The organism is Streptomyces melanogenes (genome assembly GCF_014649795.1).
Lineage (GTDB): Bacteria > Actinomycetota > Actinomycetes > Streptomycetales > Streptomycetaceae > Streptomyces > Streptomyces noboritoensis.
This window is the reverse complement of sequence record NZ_BMTS01000012.1, coordinates 59,250-74,044: the sequence shown is the minus strand read 5'-3', so window position 1 is coordinate 74,044 and position 14,795 is coordinate 59,250. Positions and strand designations below refer to the sequence as shown.

Here is a 14,795-nt window from a genome sequence, read left to right as displayed (position 1 = left end):
GCTGCGGGTGCCGCTACTCGACCGTGACGGACTTCGCCAGGTTGCGCGGCTTGTCGATGTCGCGGCCCATGGCCAGCGCCGTGTGGTACGCGAAGAGCTGGAGCGGGATGCCCATCAGGATCGGGTCCAGCTCGTCCTCGTTCTTCGGGACGACGATGGTGTGGTCGGCCTTCTCCTGCTCGCGGTGGGCGACGGCGAGGATGCGGCCGCTGCGGGCCTTGATCTCCTCCAGGGCCGCGCGGTTCTTCTCCAGCAGGTCGTCGTCGGGGACGATGGCGACCGTCGGCAGCGCGGGCTCGATGAGGGCCAGCGGGCCGTGCTTGAGCTCGGAGGCCGGGTAGGCCTCGGCGTGGATGTAGGAGATCTCCTTGAGCTTCAGGGAGGCCTCCAGGGCGACCGGGTAGCCGCGCACGCGCCCGATGAACATCATCGACTGGGCGCCCGCGTACTCCTTGGCCAGCTTCTCGATCTCCGGCTCCATCGCCAGGATCTCGGAGATCTGCCCGGGCAGCTTGCGCAGGCCCTCGATGATCCGCTTGCCGTCGGCCACCGACAGGTCGCGGATGCGGCCCAGGTGCAGCGCGAGCAGCGCGAAGGCGACGACGGTGTTGGTGAAGCACTTGGTGGAGACGACGCAGACCTCGGGACCGGCGTGCACGTAGGTGCCGCCGTCCGCCTCGCGGGCGATCGCCGAGCCGACGACGTTCACGACGCCGAGGACCCGGGCGCCCTTGCGCTTGAGCTCCTGGACGGCGGCGAGCACGTCGTAGGTCTCACCGGACTGCGAGACCGCGATGTACAGCGTGTCGGGGTCCACGACCGGGTTGCGGTAGCGGAACTCGGAGGCCGGCTCGGCGTCCGCGGGGATGCGGGCGAGCTCCTCGATGAGGCCGGCGCCGATCAGACCGGCGTGGTACGAGGTGCCGCAGCCGAGGATCTTGATCCGGCGCACCCCGCGGGCCTCGCGGGCGTCCAGGTTGAGGCCGCCCAGGTGGACGGTGGAGAACCGGTCGTCGATGCGGCCGCGCAGCACGCGGTCCACGGCGTCGGCCTGCTCCGACATCTCCTTGTGCATGTACGTGTCGTGGCCGCCCATGTCGTAGGAGGCGGCCTCCCACTCGACGGTCTCGGGAGTGGGGTTGGTCAGGGTGCCCGAGGTCGTGTACGTACGGAAGTCGTCGGCCTTCAGGGTGGCCATCTCGCCGTCTTCCAGGGTGACGACCTGGCGGGTGTGGGCGATCAGCGCGGCGACGTCCGAGGCGACGAACATCTCCTTCTCGCCGATGCCGAGGACGACCGGGGAGCCGTTGCGGGCCACCACGATGCGGTCGGCGAAGTCGGCGTGCATCACGGCGATGCCGTAGGTGCCCTCGATGACCTTGAGCGCCTCGCGGACCTTCTCCTCCAGGGAGTCGGCCTGGGAGCGGGCGATCAGGTGGGTGATGACCTCGGTGTCGGTCTCGGAGGCGAAGACGACGCCCTCGGCCTCCAGCTTGACGCGCAGCTCGGCGGCGTTGTCGACGATGCCGTTGTGGACGACGGCGACCTTGTTCTCCGGGTCCAGGTGCGGGTGCGAGTTCACGTCGCTGGGGGCGCCGTGGGTGGCCCAGCGGGTGTGCGCGATGCCGGTGGTGCCGGTGAAGCGCTTGGGGACGCGGGCCTCCAGGTCGCGGACGCGACCCTTGGCCTTGACCATCTTCAGCGCGCCCGACTTGGGGCTGTTGATGACCACGCCCGCGGAGTCGTAACCCCGGTACTCCAGCCGCTGCAGACCTTCGAGCAGCAGGGGAGCGACATCACGCTTACCGATATAACCGACGATTCCGCACATAGAGTCTTGCCCCTCCATCGACGTTCAAAGTTCGTACGTGTGCCGGCCGCTGGGGCCGTCGAACGACCTAGCCGTAGACGATGCGGCGCAGCTGCCGGAGCGAGAGCTCCGGTGGCGCCACGGCGCGGTGCGGCAGCTCGGCCGCGATCCGCTCGAAGATCTCCGCGTTCACCAGGCCACCGGACTGCAGCTCACGGTGGCGGCGGCGGACGAATTCCTCGTACGTCTCGTCGAAGTACGCCAGCACATCGAGCACCACCCGGGCCGCTTCGCCGCGCTGGAGCGCGGTGCTGCGCACCAGGTGGTCGATGAGGTCGTCGTGGGACGACGGGCGTCGTTCGAGCACTCGTCGATATTGAGGGGTATGGGGGCCGCACGCAAGAATCCTGCCCGATTTCGGGCAGGATTCTCATGATCATAGGTCGAATCGGGAGATGGTCTGGACCAGTAGGGCTCAGGAGGTACGGGATGGGCGTCCTCAGAGCCGCTTCAGCACGGCCTGCTTGGCCAGGCTGAACTCCTCGTCGGTGAGGACCCCGGCCGTGTGCAGCTCCCCGAGCTCGCGCAGCCGCCGCAGCAGGGCGTCGGGGTCGTCGTCGGCGGTCGCGCCGGGCGCCGGGCCGAGTGCCTTGGGCTCCGGCGCGGCCGCGAGCTCCGGCGCGTGCGGGTGCGGCATCCGCGCCACCACGGCCGCGGCGAGCAGCGCCATCAGCGGGTCCTTCTTGAACCCGTTGAGCTCCACGGCGTGCGGATCGCGCCCGGCGGGCACCCGGGGCGCGTTCGGCGAGCTCACGAAGCGCAGATGCCCGTCCACCAGGCCCCGCGCGGGCAGCCACTCCACCTCGTGCAGATCCTCCAGCGCGATGGTGGCCGGGCCGGAGCCCGTCTTCACCTCGTCGGTGTGCCAGGTCCACTCAAGCCGGACCGTGCGCCCGTCGAAGCTGGCCGTGCCGTCGCCCGCGCCCACGGTCATCGGCAGCGAGGGCCCCGGCAGCAGATAGCGGTCTACGGGTCCGGTGGGCACCGAGTCGAGCAGCAGGGCGTTGCGGACCTCGTCCACGAAGTACTCGGCTATCGCGGCCGCCTTCGTCTCCACGGTCAGGGTGTACGGGTCGGACGCGTCGTCCAGCTTGCCGCCCGTCACCTGGAGCAGCGGGTCGGCCCCGTCGCGCAGCTTCAGCCGCAGCCGCCCGGTCTTGCGCCCCGGCTCGTACGCCACCCCGGCCAGCGCCACGAGCGGGACCGCGACCTCGCCGAGCGTGCGGCGCAGCAGGCTGACGCCCTTGTCGCTGCCGGGCACGATGCGCACGGCGTCCCCGTCGAAGCTCCAGGTCCCGTCCTTCTGGATGATTTCCGCCATGAGGTGATTCTTCCATCCGGCCCTGGGCGGCTGGGCAGTTGGGCGGTGGGTCCGCAGTGGTCTACACCTTGACCGCCGGTGGGGCGGGCGGTTGTGATGGGTTCCGTTCGGTTGCTCGGCGTACCCCCGTTGAAGGGAACCGCTAGTGAGTCAGCGCAGAACTGTGTCCCTCTTGCTCGGTGCCCTGCTGCTGGTGGCAGCGGCGAGCACCTCGGCCGGAGCCGCGACCGGCTCCCCTCCCACCGCGGCCCGCGCTCCCCGCCCCCTCGGCCAGATCGTCCCCGCGCCCGCGTCCGTCGCGCCGGGCGGCACCCCGTACACGATCACGTCCACCACCGCGATCCGGGTCGACGCCGCCTCGGGCGCCGAGGGCCGCCGGATCGCCGGGTATCTGGCGGACGTGCTGCGCCCCTCGACCGGGTACGCCCTGCCGGTGAAGGCCGACGGTCCGGGCGGCATCCGGCTGCGGCTCTCCGGCGACGCGCGGCTGGGGGAGGAGGGGTACCGGCTGGAGAGCGGCCGGGGCGCGGTCACCCTTACGGCGCACCGGGCGGCCGGGCTCTTCCACGGCGTCCAGACGCTGCGGCAGCTGCTGCCCGCGGCGGTGGAGAAGAGGACGAAGCAGCCGGGCCCGTGGCAGGTGGCGGGCGGGACGGTCGAGGACAGTCCGCGGTACGCCTACCGGGGCGCGATGCTCGACGTCTCGCGCCACTTCTTCACGCCCGCGCAGGTGGAGCGGTACATCGACCAGCTGGCGCTCTACAAGGTCAACAAGCTGCATCTGCACCTCAGCGACGACCAGGGCTGGCGGATCGCGATCGACTCCTGGCCGAGGCTGGCGGCGTACGGCGGGCAGACGCAGGTGGGCGGCGGCAAGGGCGGCTTCTATACGAAGGCGGACTACGCGGAGATCGTCCGGTACGCGGCGAGCCGCTATCTGGAAGTGATCCCCGAGATCGACACTCCCGGCCACACGAACGCGGCGCTCGCCTCCTACGCCGACCTGAACTGCGACGGCGTCGCGCCGCCCCTCTATACCGGCACGGACGTCGGTTTCAGCTCACTGTGCGTGCCCAAGCCGGTGACGTACGCGTTCCTGGACGACGTCGTGCGGGAGCTGGCGGCGATGACTCCGGGTCGATATATCCACATCGGCGGCGACGAGGCGCACTCGACGGCCCACGCGGACTATGTGGCCTTCATGGACAAGGCGCAGGCGATCGTCGGCAAGTACGGCAAGACGGTCGTCGGCTGGCACCAACTGGCCGGGGCGCGGCCGGTCGCCGGGGCGGTGGCCCAGTACTGGGGCACCGACGGGAACGAGGCGGAGGTCGTCGCGGCGGCGAAGGCGGGGACGAAGCTGGTGATGTCGCCGGCGAATCGGGCGTACCTGGATATGAAGTACGACGCGAACACGGAACTCGGGCTGGACTGGGCGGGGTTGGTGGAGGTGGACAAGTCCTATGCCTGGGACCCGGACGCCTTCATCAAGGACCTCCCGGCGGGGTCGGTCCTGGGTGTCGAGGCCCCTCTGTGGTCCGAGACGCTGACGACGAGCGCGGACATCGAATACATGGCGTTCCCGCGGCTGCCCGGGATCGCCGAGCTCGGGTGGTCCCCGGCGCGCACCCACGACTGGCCGTCGTACCGGGCCCGGTTGGGGGCGCAGGGTCCGCGGCTGGCGGCCCTGGGGGTGAACTTCTACCGGTCGCCGGTCGTGCGGTGGGAGTGATTCCTGATTCCCCCACCCCGCCCCTTCCCGAAAGCCCTGGGCGGGCGGCCGGGTGCTCCGTCTGCGGACCGTAGATGGCTGGTCGCGCAGTTCCCCGCGCCCCTGGATGCGCCCCTTCGGGGCGCCCAGGGGGATTGCCGCGCAGCGGCATCTTCAGGGGCGCGGGGAACTGCGCGACCAGTTGGGGACGGCCCGCAGACGAACGATCAACCCGCGATCGGGTTCCGCAGGTTGCCCACCAGTTGTAGCGCCCCCGCCGGATCCGCCAGGTCCACCATCTGGCGGTTGTTCCGCAGCTGCAGCCGGTTCAGGCACGACAGCGCGAACTCCGGCGCGAACATGTCGTACTGCTTGAACTTGTCCGACAGCTCCGGCACGGACGCCTGGTAGGACGTGACGCACGACGCCACCGCCGCCCAGAACTCGTCCTCCCCGACCACGCCCTCACTCACCAGCGTCGCGTTCAGGAAGCGGAAGAAGCAGTCGAAGACGTCCGTGAAGACGGACAGCAGCTTCATGTCGTCCGGCACGTCCGCCCGGATCCGCTCGACCGCCGGCGGCAGCACCGCGTCCGGGTCCATGACCGCGATCTCCTCGGCGATGTCCTTGAAGATCGCCCGCGACACCGTGCCGTCCTCCGCCAGGACCAGGATCACGTTCTCGCCGTGCGGCATGTAGACCAGGTCGTACGCGTAGAACGAGTGCAGGACGGGCAGCAGGTACGCGTCCAGGTAGCGGCGCAGCCACTCCGTCGCCCCCACCCCCGACTCCGCGATCAGCGCGCCCGCGAAGGACGCCCCGGCCCCGTCGACGTGCAGCAGCGACGCCATCGTCGCCAGGCGCTCGCCCGGCGCCAGCGACGGCACCGGGCTCTCCCGCCACAGCGCGGCCAGCATCTTGCGGTACGGCGAGTGGCGGTCGGTGGCGCGCTCGTACTCGCGGTGGTGGTAGCCGATCGCCGCCCGCTCGCGGATGATCGAGAACCGGGCCGCCTGGAGCACGGAGTCGCGCTCCACCAGGCCCGCCAGCCAGTCGTTGATCGCCGGCGTCGCCTCCATGTACGCCGCCGACAGACCCCGCATGAAGCCCATGTTCAGGACGGACAGGGCCGTCTTGACGTAGTGCTTCGTCGGGTCTGTGGTGTTGAAGAACGTGCGGATCGATTGCTGGGCCAGGTACGTGTCGTCGCCCACCCCCAGCGGCACCAGCCTGTCCTGCGCCACCTCCGCCGCGAACGTCACCGACAGCTTGTTCCACCACTGCCAGGGGTGGACCGGCAGCAGCTGGTAGTCCGCGAGGTCCAGCCCCTTCGCCGCCAGCGTCGCGGCGAAACGTTCCAGCGTCGCCGCGCCCAGCTCCGCCTCGATCAGCGTCTCGTAGTCGAGACCCGCGCCCGAGGTGAAGGTCGCCCGGTCGCGCCGCGCCGCCAGCCAGATCAAGTGGATCGGCGTGGCGGCCTCCGGCGCGTACGCCGCGTACTCGTGCACACCGAACCCGAGCCGCCCGTTGTTGGCCACGAAGCACGGGTGGCCCTCGGTCATGCCCGTCTCGATGGCCTGGAAGCCCGCCTTGGCGAGCTCGGCCGCCGGGGTCTGCTCCTTGGTGAGCTTGTACGCCGTACCGGAGAGCGTGGAGGAGATCTCCTCCAGGTACACCGGCAGGATCTCGTCGCTCAGGCCCAGCGTCGCGCGCAGCTCGATGAAGAAGTCGAGGGCGTCGAGCGGGAGCCGGCCGGTGGACCCGTGCCGCGTGACCGACTCCGGGTCCACCTGCCAGTGGTCCAGCGCGTACAGCGCGGCGGTGAAGCGGTACTCCACCGTGCCGTCGTCGCTGCGCACGCTGTACCGGTCCTCGCCCAGCGGCTGCGGTGTCAGCAGCCGCTCGTGCGCGAACTCGGCGAGCGCCTTGCGGATCAGCAGCCGGTTGGCGCGCGCCCACAGCTCGGGCGTGAGGTGGGGGACGGCTATGTCGGGGGTCGTCGTCATCGGGTGGCCTCCTCGAACGCGGCCCGTGTGCAGACGCTCAGCAGCGCCCTCTTCTCCGGCTTGGTGATCTCGCCGACGACCTCGAAGCCGACGGCGGCGTTGAGCGCGTGGACGGGCTTGTTGCCGACGTCCGGCTCCACGACGACCCGCCGGGTCGCCGGGTCCTCGAACAGGTGCCCCACCACGGCGGTGATCACCGCGCGGGTGAAGCCGTGGATCGGCGTGCCGGTCGGCGCGACCAGGAAGTGCATGCCGACGTCGCCCGGCTCGGGCTCGTAGAGGCCGACCAGCTCGCGGTGGGCCGGGTCGTACTTCTCCATCAGGAAGGCGGGCTCGCCGTCGTGCAGTCCGAGCAGCGCGTGGTGGTGCTCGTCGGCGGCGATCTCCATGTACGCCCGCTCGACGTCCTCCAGCTTGGCGTCCTGCATCATCCAGAACGCGGCCTTGGGGTGGGTGACCCAGCCGTGCAGCAGCTCGGCGTCCTTCAGCGGGTCGAGGTCCCGGACGGTGAAGGCACCTATGCCGGAGGGGGTGTGCGTGGTGCTCATACGGCGAACTCCTGGAAGGCGATGGACTTCTCGACCGGGTAGTACTCGCGGCCGAGCAGCTCGCCGATGATGTACGCGTTGCGGTAGGCGCCCATGCCCAGGTCGGGCGAGGTGATCGAGTGGGTGTGCACGGCGGCGTTCTGGAGGAAGATCTCGCGGCCGTTGGTGTCGATGGCGTAGTTGCGGGCCACGTCGAAGCGGCCCCGGCCGTCGCGCTTGAGGCGGTCGGCGACCGGCGCGAGGAACTCCGGCTCGGCGTACTTGTAGCCGGTGGCCAGGACCAGGCCCTCGGTGGTGAGGCTGAAGTCCTTCTCCTGTTCCTCCTGGCGCAGACCCAGGGTGTACGTGCCGGAGGTGGTGTCGTGGCTCGCCGCGTTCAGTGAGCAGTTGGTGAGCAGCCGGGTGCCGACGGGGCCCTTGAGGCTCTTCTGGTAGAGCAGGTCGAAGATCGCGTCGATGAGCTCCGAGTCGATGCCCTTGAACAGGCCCTTCTGCTGCGTCTCCAGGCGGTAGCGGGTGGCCTCGGGCAGCGCGTGGAAGTAGTCCACGTACTCCGGTGAGGTCATCTCCAGCGTCAGCTTGGTGTATTCGAGCGGGAAGAAGCGCGGCGAGCGGGTGACCCAGTTCAGCCGGTAGCCGTGGACGTCGATCTCGCTCAGCAGGTCGTAGTAGATCTCCGCGGCGGACTGCCCGCTGCCGACCAGGGTGATCGACTCCTTCTTCTGGAGCGCCTCCTTGTGGTCCAGGTAGCGGGAGTTGTGCAGGTAGTCGCCGCCCAGGCCCTGGCACGGCTCCGGAACGAACGGCGGGGTGCCGGTGCCGAGCACCAGCCGCCGGGCGCGGAACTCGGAGCCGTCCTCGGTGCGTACGACGTACACCTCGTCCTCGTACGCCACCGTCTTCACCGTCTGGTTGAAGCGGATCGAGGAGAGCTTGCCGGCCGCCCAGCGGCAGTAGTCGTTGTACTCGGTGCGCAGCGGGTAGAAGTTCTCGCGTATGTAGAACGAGTAGAGGCGGCCCGACTCCTTCAGGTAGTTGAGGAAGGAGTACGGCGAGGTCGGGTCCGCCAGGGTGACCAGGTCCGACATGAACGGGGTCTGGAGGTGGGCGCCCTCCAGGAACATGCCCGAGTGCCACTCGAAGTCCGGCTTGGTCTCCAGGAAGAGGCCGCTGAGCTCGTCGACCGGCTCGGTCAGGCAGGCCAGGCCCAGGTTGAAGGGCCCGAGGCCGATCCCGATGAAGTCGTACGGCTCACGAGGCTGCGTGGACAAGGTTCTCTCCCAGGTACTGCTCGGCGTGGCCGGCGATCAGATCGAGGACGGCGGCGATGTCGGAGACCGTCGTCTCGGGGTTGAGCAGGGTGAACTTCAGGTACTGGCGGCCGCCGGTCTTGGTACCGGCGACGACCGCCTCGCCGGACGCGAACAGCGCCTTGCGGGCGTGGAGGTTGGCGCGGTCGATCTCGGCGGGCGAGGTGACGGCGTCCGGGATGAAGCGGAAGACCAGGGTGGACAGGGTGGGCTCGACCACGACGTCGTAGCGCGGGTCGGCGGCGAGCAGCCGCCAGCCTTCGGCGGCCAGGTCGCACACCTCGTCGAAGAGCGAGCCGACGCCGTCGGCGCCCATGGTGCGCAGCGTCATCCACAGTTTCAGGGCGTCGAAGCGGCGGGTGGTCTGGAGGGACTTGTCGACCTGGTTGGGGATGCGCTCCTCGGCGGCCCGGCGCGGGTTGAGGTAGTCCGCGTGGTACGTGGCGTGCCGCAGGGTGCTGCCGTCCTTGACCAGGATCGCGCTCGAACTCACCGGCTGGAAGAAGGACTTGTGGTAGTCCACGGTGACCGAGTCGGCGTGCTCGATGCCGTTCAGGAGGTGGCGGCGGGTCGGCGAGACCAGCAGTCCGCAGCCGTACGCGGCGTCCACGTGCATCCACGCGCCGTACTGGGCGCAGAGCTCGGCGATCTCCGGCAGCGGGTCGAGGGAGCCGAAGTCGGTGGTGCCCGCGGTGGCGACGACGGCCATCGGGACGTTGCCCTCGGCGGCGCAGCGCTCCAGGGCGCGGGCCAGCGCCACGGTCTGCATGCGCTTGTCGTGGTCGCAGGGGATCGACACGACGGCGCTGCGGCCCAGGCCCAGCAGCTGGGCGGACTTCTGGACGCTGAAGTGGCTGCACTCGGAGGAGAAGATCCGCAGCTTCGACAGGTCCTCGGTCTTGGCCTCCTCGCGGGCGAGCAGCAGCGCCTGGAGGTTGGACTGGCTGCCGCCGCTGGTGAACACACCGTCGGCGGAGGGGCCGTAGCCGACGCGGCCGGCGGTCCAGTCGATCAGACGGCGCTCGATGAGGGTGCCGCCGGCGCTCTGGTCCCAGGTGTCCAGCGAGGAGTTGACGGCCGAGAGGACCGCTTCGCCGAGGACGGCGGGGATGACGACCGGGCAGTTGAGGTGGCCCAGGTAGCGGGGGTGGTGGAAGTAGACGGCGTCGCGCAGGTACACGTCCTCCAGCTCGTCCAGGACGGCGGAGGTGTCGCCCAGCGGCCGGTCGAGGTCGACGCGGTCGATGAGCGGGGCGATGTCCTCGACGCCCGCACCGGTGAACGGGCGGCGTGTCGCGGCGAGTTTCGACGCCACCCGCTCGACTCCTTCGGTCACGGAGCGCCGGTAGCTCTCCGCCGTCGTGTCATTGAGCAGGTGCGAACGCATGAACTGTCCTCCCGGATCGGGGACTTCGTCGGGCCCTCCGGGCAGAAAGGAAGGGGGCGAGGACCGCGATCTCGAAGTTAGGTTAGCCTAACCTAACTTCGATCTCAACAAGCCCTCGCCCCCTGGGGCGCAGCTTCGTGAGACCTATACGGCCTCTTCCTCGCGCAACTGGTCCTCGGAACGCCCCCGTCGCCAATAGCCGACGAAAGTAACGTTCCTGCGATCGACCTGACGGTCATTCACAAAGTGTCGCCGCAGCTCCCGCATGGTGGACGCCTCCCCGGCGATCCACACGTACGGGTCGACCCCCGGCAGAGCGGGCTCGGCACGGACGGCGTCCAGGACGGAGGGCGCACCTTCCTCCCGTACGAGCCACGTGATCTCCGCGTCCGCAGCCGTCAGCAACGGCATCCGGTCCCCACTGAACGGCACTTCGAGCCACACCCGGGCGGCCGTGCCCGCCGGCAGCCACTCCAGGATCGCGGAGACGGCGGGCAGCGCGGTCTCGTCGCCCCAGATGACGACGGAGTCCGTACCGACAGGCGGCCGGAACCGCACCGCCGTGTTGTCGGCGACCGCCGGACCGAGGACCGCCACCCGGTCCCCGGGCTCGGCGCGCGCCGCCCAGCGGCACGCCGGGCCGCCGTCCTCGTGGAGCGCGAAGTCGATGTCGACCTCGTCGGGGTCGCGGCGCTGCTCGCGCAGGGTGTACGAGCGCATCACGGCCCGGATGTCGTCGGGCAGCGCCCGGTAGTCCGCGAACCACGTCTGAGGGTTCTGGGTGTGCGGCAGTACGGGCGCGTCCTGGCCGGGGTGCGGCAGGAAGAGCGAGAGGCTCTGGTCCCGGCCGCCGCCCTCGAAGTACGCCAACTGCTCGCCGTCGAAGGTGATCCTGATCAGCGACGGGCCGAGCCGCCGGGTCCGTACCACGCTCAGGTCGAAGAGACGGAAGGGGACGGTGGCGGTCTCGGCTGTCAGCGTCATGGTCAGGCAACCTTCTTCGCGGTCTCGATGGCCTTGGCCAGGGTTTCGAGGATCGGGGTGCACTTGTCGTACGAGTAGATCGGCTCGGTGGTGCGCGGGGTGATCTGGCCGGCCTTGACGGCGGGCAGCCCGGTCCAGGTCGGCTTGGACTTCAGGGCGTCCGGCTGGAGGGCGGTGGAGCGGTTGTCCATCATGATCACGTCGGCCTTGTACTTGCCGACGTTCTCCCAGCTGAGCTCCTCGAAGAAGCCCTGCGCGTTGACCTTCGGCTCGACGAACTTGACGCCCAGCTCCTGGAAGTACGCGGTGTCGGCGGACGTCTTGGCCGCGGAGACGTAGAACAGGTCGGCGCTGGCCGAGCCGATCATCACCGTGACGCCGGGGTTGGCCTTGGTGGCGGCGCGCAGCCGGGCGGCGGCCTTCTCGAAGCGGGCCTTGGCCTCGGTGAACTTGGCGGCCTTCAGGTCGGCGCCGAGGGCGGCGGCGAGGTCGGCGCGGCGCTGGAGCGCGGCCGGCATGCTGAGCTGCGCGGCCCACAGCGCGACGCTGGGGGCGAGCTTGAGGATCTTGTCCTTGCTGTTGTCCGGCACGTACCAGAGGGCGTCCTTCTCCCACATGTCCGTGACGAGCAGGTCGGGCGCGAGGGCCGCGTACTTCTCGACGTTGAACTCGCCCCAGACGTTGCCGAGGATCTCGACCTTGCTGATGTCGAGGTCGCCCGCTTGGACGTCCGGCTTGCCGTCCTTGGTCTTGGTCGGGCCGAACACGGCCTTGACCTCGATGCCGTAGTCGTGGAGGGCGGCGGCGGTGCCGGTGAAGGCCACGATGGTCTTGGGGGTGGACTTCGCCTCGACGGCCTTGCCGCGGTCGTCCTTGAAGGACCAGGGGCCGGACTTCTCCGCGGCCTTCTGCGAGTCGCCCTTTTTCTTGTCGTCGTCCCCGCACGCGGCCAGCGCGGCCCCGAGGCCGATGGCGCCGCCGGCGGCCAGCAGGCCGCGACGGGAGAGGTGGGACGCTCGGGAAATGGGCATGACGATCCGCTTTCGTACGTGCCGGGGTCGGCCTCTGGCAGTTCCTGGGTAGGTTAGCCTAACCTCACAAGGATCTGTAGAGGGGTCTCCCGGGAGTGCCTACCGCCGCAGCGGGGCGTACGTGAAGCGGACCTTGTGGGACGCGGTCGGCTCGTAGAGCGTCCGGCACCCGACGCAGTGCCAGTGCCAGTGGTCGGCGGCGCCGGGGGCGGTGGTGGAGGTGTCCTTCCACAACGGCGGACGCGTGGGGCAGGCGGGGCAGGTGGGCGGGGTCACGGGCCCAGGGTGGTGCGGGGGGTGGGGGCGGCGCGGGGTGTACGGCGCGAGGCCACCCCTTCGAGCGAAGCTCGCGGGCCCGGTGTTCGTCTGCGGGCCGTCCCCAACTGGTCGCGCAGTTCCCCGCGCCCCTGAGATGCGCCCCTGCGGGGCGCCCAGGGGATTGCCGCGGAGCGGCATCTAAGGGGCGCGGGGAACTGCGCGACCAGCCCCCCACTCACCCGCAGACGAACCCCGGGCCGAAGCTCACGCAGGCAGACCCAACTCCCGAGCGATCAGCATCCGCTGCACCTCACTCGTCCCCTCCCCGATCTCCAGGATCTTGGAGTCGCGCCACATCCGGGCCACGGGATACTCGTTCATGAACCCGTAGCCGCCATGGATCTGCGTGGCGTCGCGCGCGTTGTCCACCGCCACCGTCGACGAGTACAGCTTCGCCAGCGCCGCCTCCTTCTTGAAGGACTCGCCCCGCACCAGCCGGGACGCCGCGTCGCGCCAGCCCACCCGGGCCATGTGCGCCCGCATCTCCATGTCGGCGATCTTGAACTGGATCGCCTGGTTGTCACCGATCGGACGGCCAAACGCGTGGCGCTCGTGCGCGTACTTCACCGACTCGTCGACGCAGCCCTGTGCCAGCCCCGTGGCCAGCGCCGAGATGGCGATGCGGCCCTCGTCGAGGATGCGCAGGAACTGCGCGTAGCCCCGGCCCTCCTCGCCCAGGAGGTTGGCGACCGGGACGCGGACGTCCGCGAAGGAGAGCTCGCGGGTGTCCGACGCGTTCCACCCCACCTTCGAGTACGGCGCGGCCACCGTGAAGCCCGGCGTGCCGGACGGGACGATGATCGACGAGATCAGCGGACGCCCGTCGGGCTTGCGGCCGGTTACCGCCGTCACCGTCACCAGGCCCGTGATGTCCGTACCCGAGTTGGTGATGAAGCACTTGGTGCCGTTGATGACCCACTCGTCGCCGTCGCGCACCGCCGTCGTGCGCGTGCCGCCCGCGTCCGAGCCGCAGTCCGGCTCGGTCAGGCCGAACGCGCCCAGCAGCTCGCCGGAGCACAGCCGGGGCAGCCACTCCCGCTTCTGCTCCTCGGTGCCGAACCGGAACACCGGCATCGCGCCGAGCGAGACCCCGGCCTCCAGGGTGATGGCGACCGAGGAGTCGACCCGCGCCAGCTCCTCCAGGGCGATGCCGAGCGCGAGGTAGTCGCCGCCCATGCCCCCGTACTCCTCGGGGAAGGGCAGCCCGAACAGGCCCATGCGGCCCATCTCGCGGACGATCTCGTACGGGAACTCGTGGCGCTCGTAGAAGTCGCCGATCTTCGGGGCGACGACGTCGTGCGCGAACTCCCCGACCGTACGGCGGAGTTCTTCGTGCTCTTCGGAGAGCCGGTGGTCAAGGGACATGGGGGGTCACTCCTTGTGGGAGTCGGGGGAGAGGGCGCGGACGGTGCGGGACGGGCTCGGCCGTCCCAGCTGCTCGGCGAGCCACACGCTGGTGGCGGTGAGCCTGCCGAGGTCGACCCCGGTGTCGATACCGAGGCCCTGGAGCATCCACACGAGGTCTTCGGTGGCGAGGTTTCCGGTGGCGGACTTGGCGTACGGACAGCCGCCCAGGCCGCCCGCCGAGGCGTCGACCGTGGTCACGCCGTGCTGGAGCGCGGCGAGGGTGTTGGCGAGCGCCTGGCCGTACGTGTCGTGGAAGTGCACCCCGATCGCGGAGGTCGGCACGCCCTCCTCGTTCAGGGCCGCGAGCAGGCTCCGGACGTGCGCCGGGGTCGCGACCCCGATCGTGTCCCCGAGGCTCAGCTCGTCGCAGCCCAGGTCCAGCAGGGACTTGGCGACGTGGACGACCTGGTGGACGGGGACGGCTCCCTCCCACGGGTCGCCGAAGCACATCGACAGATAGCCCCGGACATGGACCGCCTGCTCCTTGGCGCGGGCCACGACGGGCGCGAACATCTGGAGCGACTCGTCCACCGTACGGTTCAGATTGGCCTTGGCGAACGACTCCGTGGCGCTGGCGAAGACCGCGATGCGGCGGGCGCCGAGCGCGAGCGCGCGGTCCAGGCCCCGCTCGTTGGGCACCAGCACGGGCAGCGCCACGCCCTCGATGCCGTCGAGCATCGGGAACAGCCGCTCGGCGTCGGCAAGTTGGGGCACCCACTTGGGGTGCACGAAGCTGGTCGCCTCGATGGTGGTCAGGCCCGCCTCCGCCAGGCGGTGGATGAACTCCGCCTTGATCTCGGTGGGGACGACGGCCTTCTCGTTCTGCAGGCCGTCGCGGGCCCCGACCTCGTGGATCCGCACCGAGGCGGGCAGGCCCTGCGCCGGTACGACCATGGGCAGCG

At 70.2% G+C, this 14,795-nt stretch carries 13 protein-coding genes; 1 reads left to right on the top strand and 12 read right to left on the bottom strand.

Going from position 1 to position 14,795, the window contains the following annotated elements; genetic code table 11:
- Window positions 1-13 precede the first annotated feature (13 nt).
- The 3 genes from glmS to IE252_RS25055 form a co-directional block, all read right to left on the bottom strand.
- On the bottom strand, window positions 14-1,831 hold the full coding sequence (glmS, locus tag IE252_RS25065; protein ID WP_190091739.1) for a glutamine--fructose-6-phosphate transaminase (isomerizing): 1,818 nt from the start codon (window positions 1,829-1,831) through the stop codon (window positions 14-16).
- Between the two features lie 67 nt (window positions 1,832-1,898).
- Window positions 1,899-2,177 carry a hypothetical protein gene (locus IE252_RS25060; protein WP_190091738.1) on the bottom strand — a complete coding sequence of 93 codons (279 nt, stop codon included), beginning with the start codon at window positions 2,175-2,177 and terminating at the stop codon, window positions 1,899-1,901.
- Between the two features lie 132 nt (window positions 2,178-2,309).
- On the bottom strand, window positions 2,310-3,191 hold the full coding sequence (locus tag IE252_RS25055; RefSeq protein ID WP_190091737.1) for a DUF4429 domain-containing protein: 882 nt from the start codon (window positions 3,189-3,191) through the stop codon (window positions 2,310-2,312).
- A 163-nt stretch (window positions 3,192-3,354) separates the two neighbouring features.
- On the opposite strand from IE252_RS25055, the gene IE252_RS25050 reads away from it, so the two are divergent.
- Window positions 3,355-4,923 carry a beta-N-acetylhexosaminidase gene (locus IE252_RS25050; protein WP_308434557.1) on the top strand — a complete coding sequence of 523 codons (1,569 nt, stop codon included), beginning with the start codon at window positions 3,355-3,357 and terminating at the stop codon, window positions 4,921-4,923.
- A gap of 206 nt (window positions 4,924-5,129) precedes the next feature.
- Here IE252_RS25050 and IE252_RS25045 read toward each other — a convergent pair whose 3' ends face one another.
- The 9 genes from IE252_RS25045 to IE252_RS25005 all read right to left on the bottom strand — a co-directional run bounded on the left by IE252_RS25045 (window position 5,130) and on the right by IE252_RS25005 (window position 14,787).
- Complete coding sequence (locus tag IE252_RS25045) at window positions 5,130-6,908, bottom strand: IucA/IucC family protein (protein ID WP_190091735.1); 1,779 nt, start codon at window positions 6,906-6,908, stop codon at window positions 5,130-5,132.
- Window positions 6,905-7,456, bottom strand: coding sequence for a GNAT family N-acetyltransferase (locus IE252_RS25040; RefSeq protein ID WP_190091734.1), 552 nt, complete (start codon window positions 7,454-7,456; stop codon window positions 6,905-6,907). The genes IE252_RS25045 and IE252_RS25040 overlap by 4 nt, the downstream gene beginning before the upstream one ends.
- Window positions 7,453-8,727 carry a lysine N(6)-hydroxylase/L-ornithine N(5)-oxygenase family protein gene (locus IE252_RS25035; protein WP_190091733.1) on the bottom strand — a complete coding sequence of 425 codons (1,275 nt, stop codon included), beginning with the start codon at window positions 8,725-8,727 and terminating at the stop codon, window positions 7,453-7,455. Before IE252_RS25035 ends, IE252_RS25040 begins: the two co-directional genes overlap by 4 nt.
- A complete protein-coding gene (locus IE252_RS25030; RefSeq protein ID WP_190091732.1) occupies window positions 8,708-10,153 on the bottom strand; it encodes a pyridoxal phosphate-dependent decarboxylase family protein in 1,446 nt (481 codons plus the stop codon). The genes IE252_RS25035 and IE252_RS25030 overlap by 20 nt, the downstream gene beginning before the upstream one ends.
- A 144-nt stretch (window positions 10,154-10,297) precedes the next feature.
- Window positions 10,298-11,137, bottom strand: coding sequence for a siderophore-interacting protein (locus IE252_RS25025; protein ID WP_190091731.1), 840 nt, complete (start codon window positions 11,135-11,137; stop codon window positions 10,298-10,300).
- A 2-nt stretch (window positions 11,138-11,139) separates the two neighbouring features.
- Window positions 11,140-12,168, bottom strand: a complete 1,029-nt coding sequence (locus IE252_RS25020; RefSeq protein ID WP_190091730.1) for an ABC transporter substrate-binding protein — start codon at window positions 12,166-12,168, stop codon at window positions 11,140-11,142.
- A 99-nt stretch (window positions 12,169-12,267) separates the two neighbouring features.
- Window positions 12,268-12,444 carry a hypothetical protein gene (locus IE252_RS25015; RefSeq protein ID WP_190091729.1) on the bottom strand — a complete coding sequence of 59 codons (177 nt, stop codon included), beginning with the start codon at window positions 12,442-12,444 and terminating at the stop codon, window positions 12,268-12,270.
- Between the two features lie 246 nt (window positions 12,445-12,690).
- Complete coding sequence (locus IE252_RS25010) at window positions 12,691-13,851, bottom strand: acyl-CoA dehydrogenase family protein (protein ID WP_190091728.1); 1,161 nt, start codon at window positions 13,849-13,851, stop codon at window positions 12,691-12,693.
- A gap of 6 nt (window positions 13,852-13,857) precedes the next feature.
- Window positions 13,858-14,787, bottom strand: a complete 930-nt coding sequence (locus IE252_RS25005; RefSeq protein WP_190091904.1) for a hydroxymethylglutaryl-CoA lyase — start codon at window positions 14,785-14,787, stop codon at window positions 13,858-13,860.
- Between the last annotated feature and the right edge of the window lie 8 nt (window positions 14,788-14,795).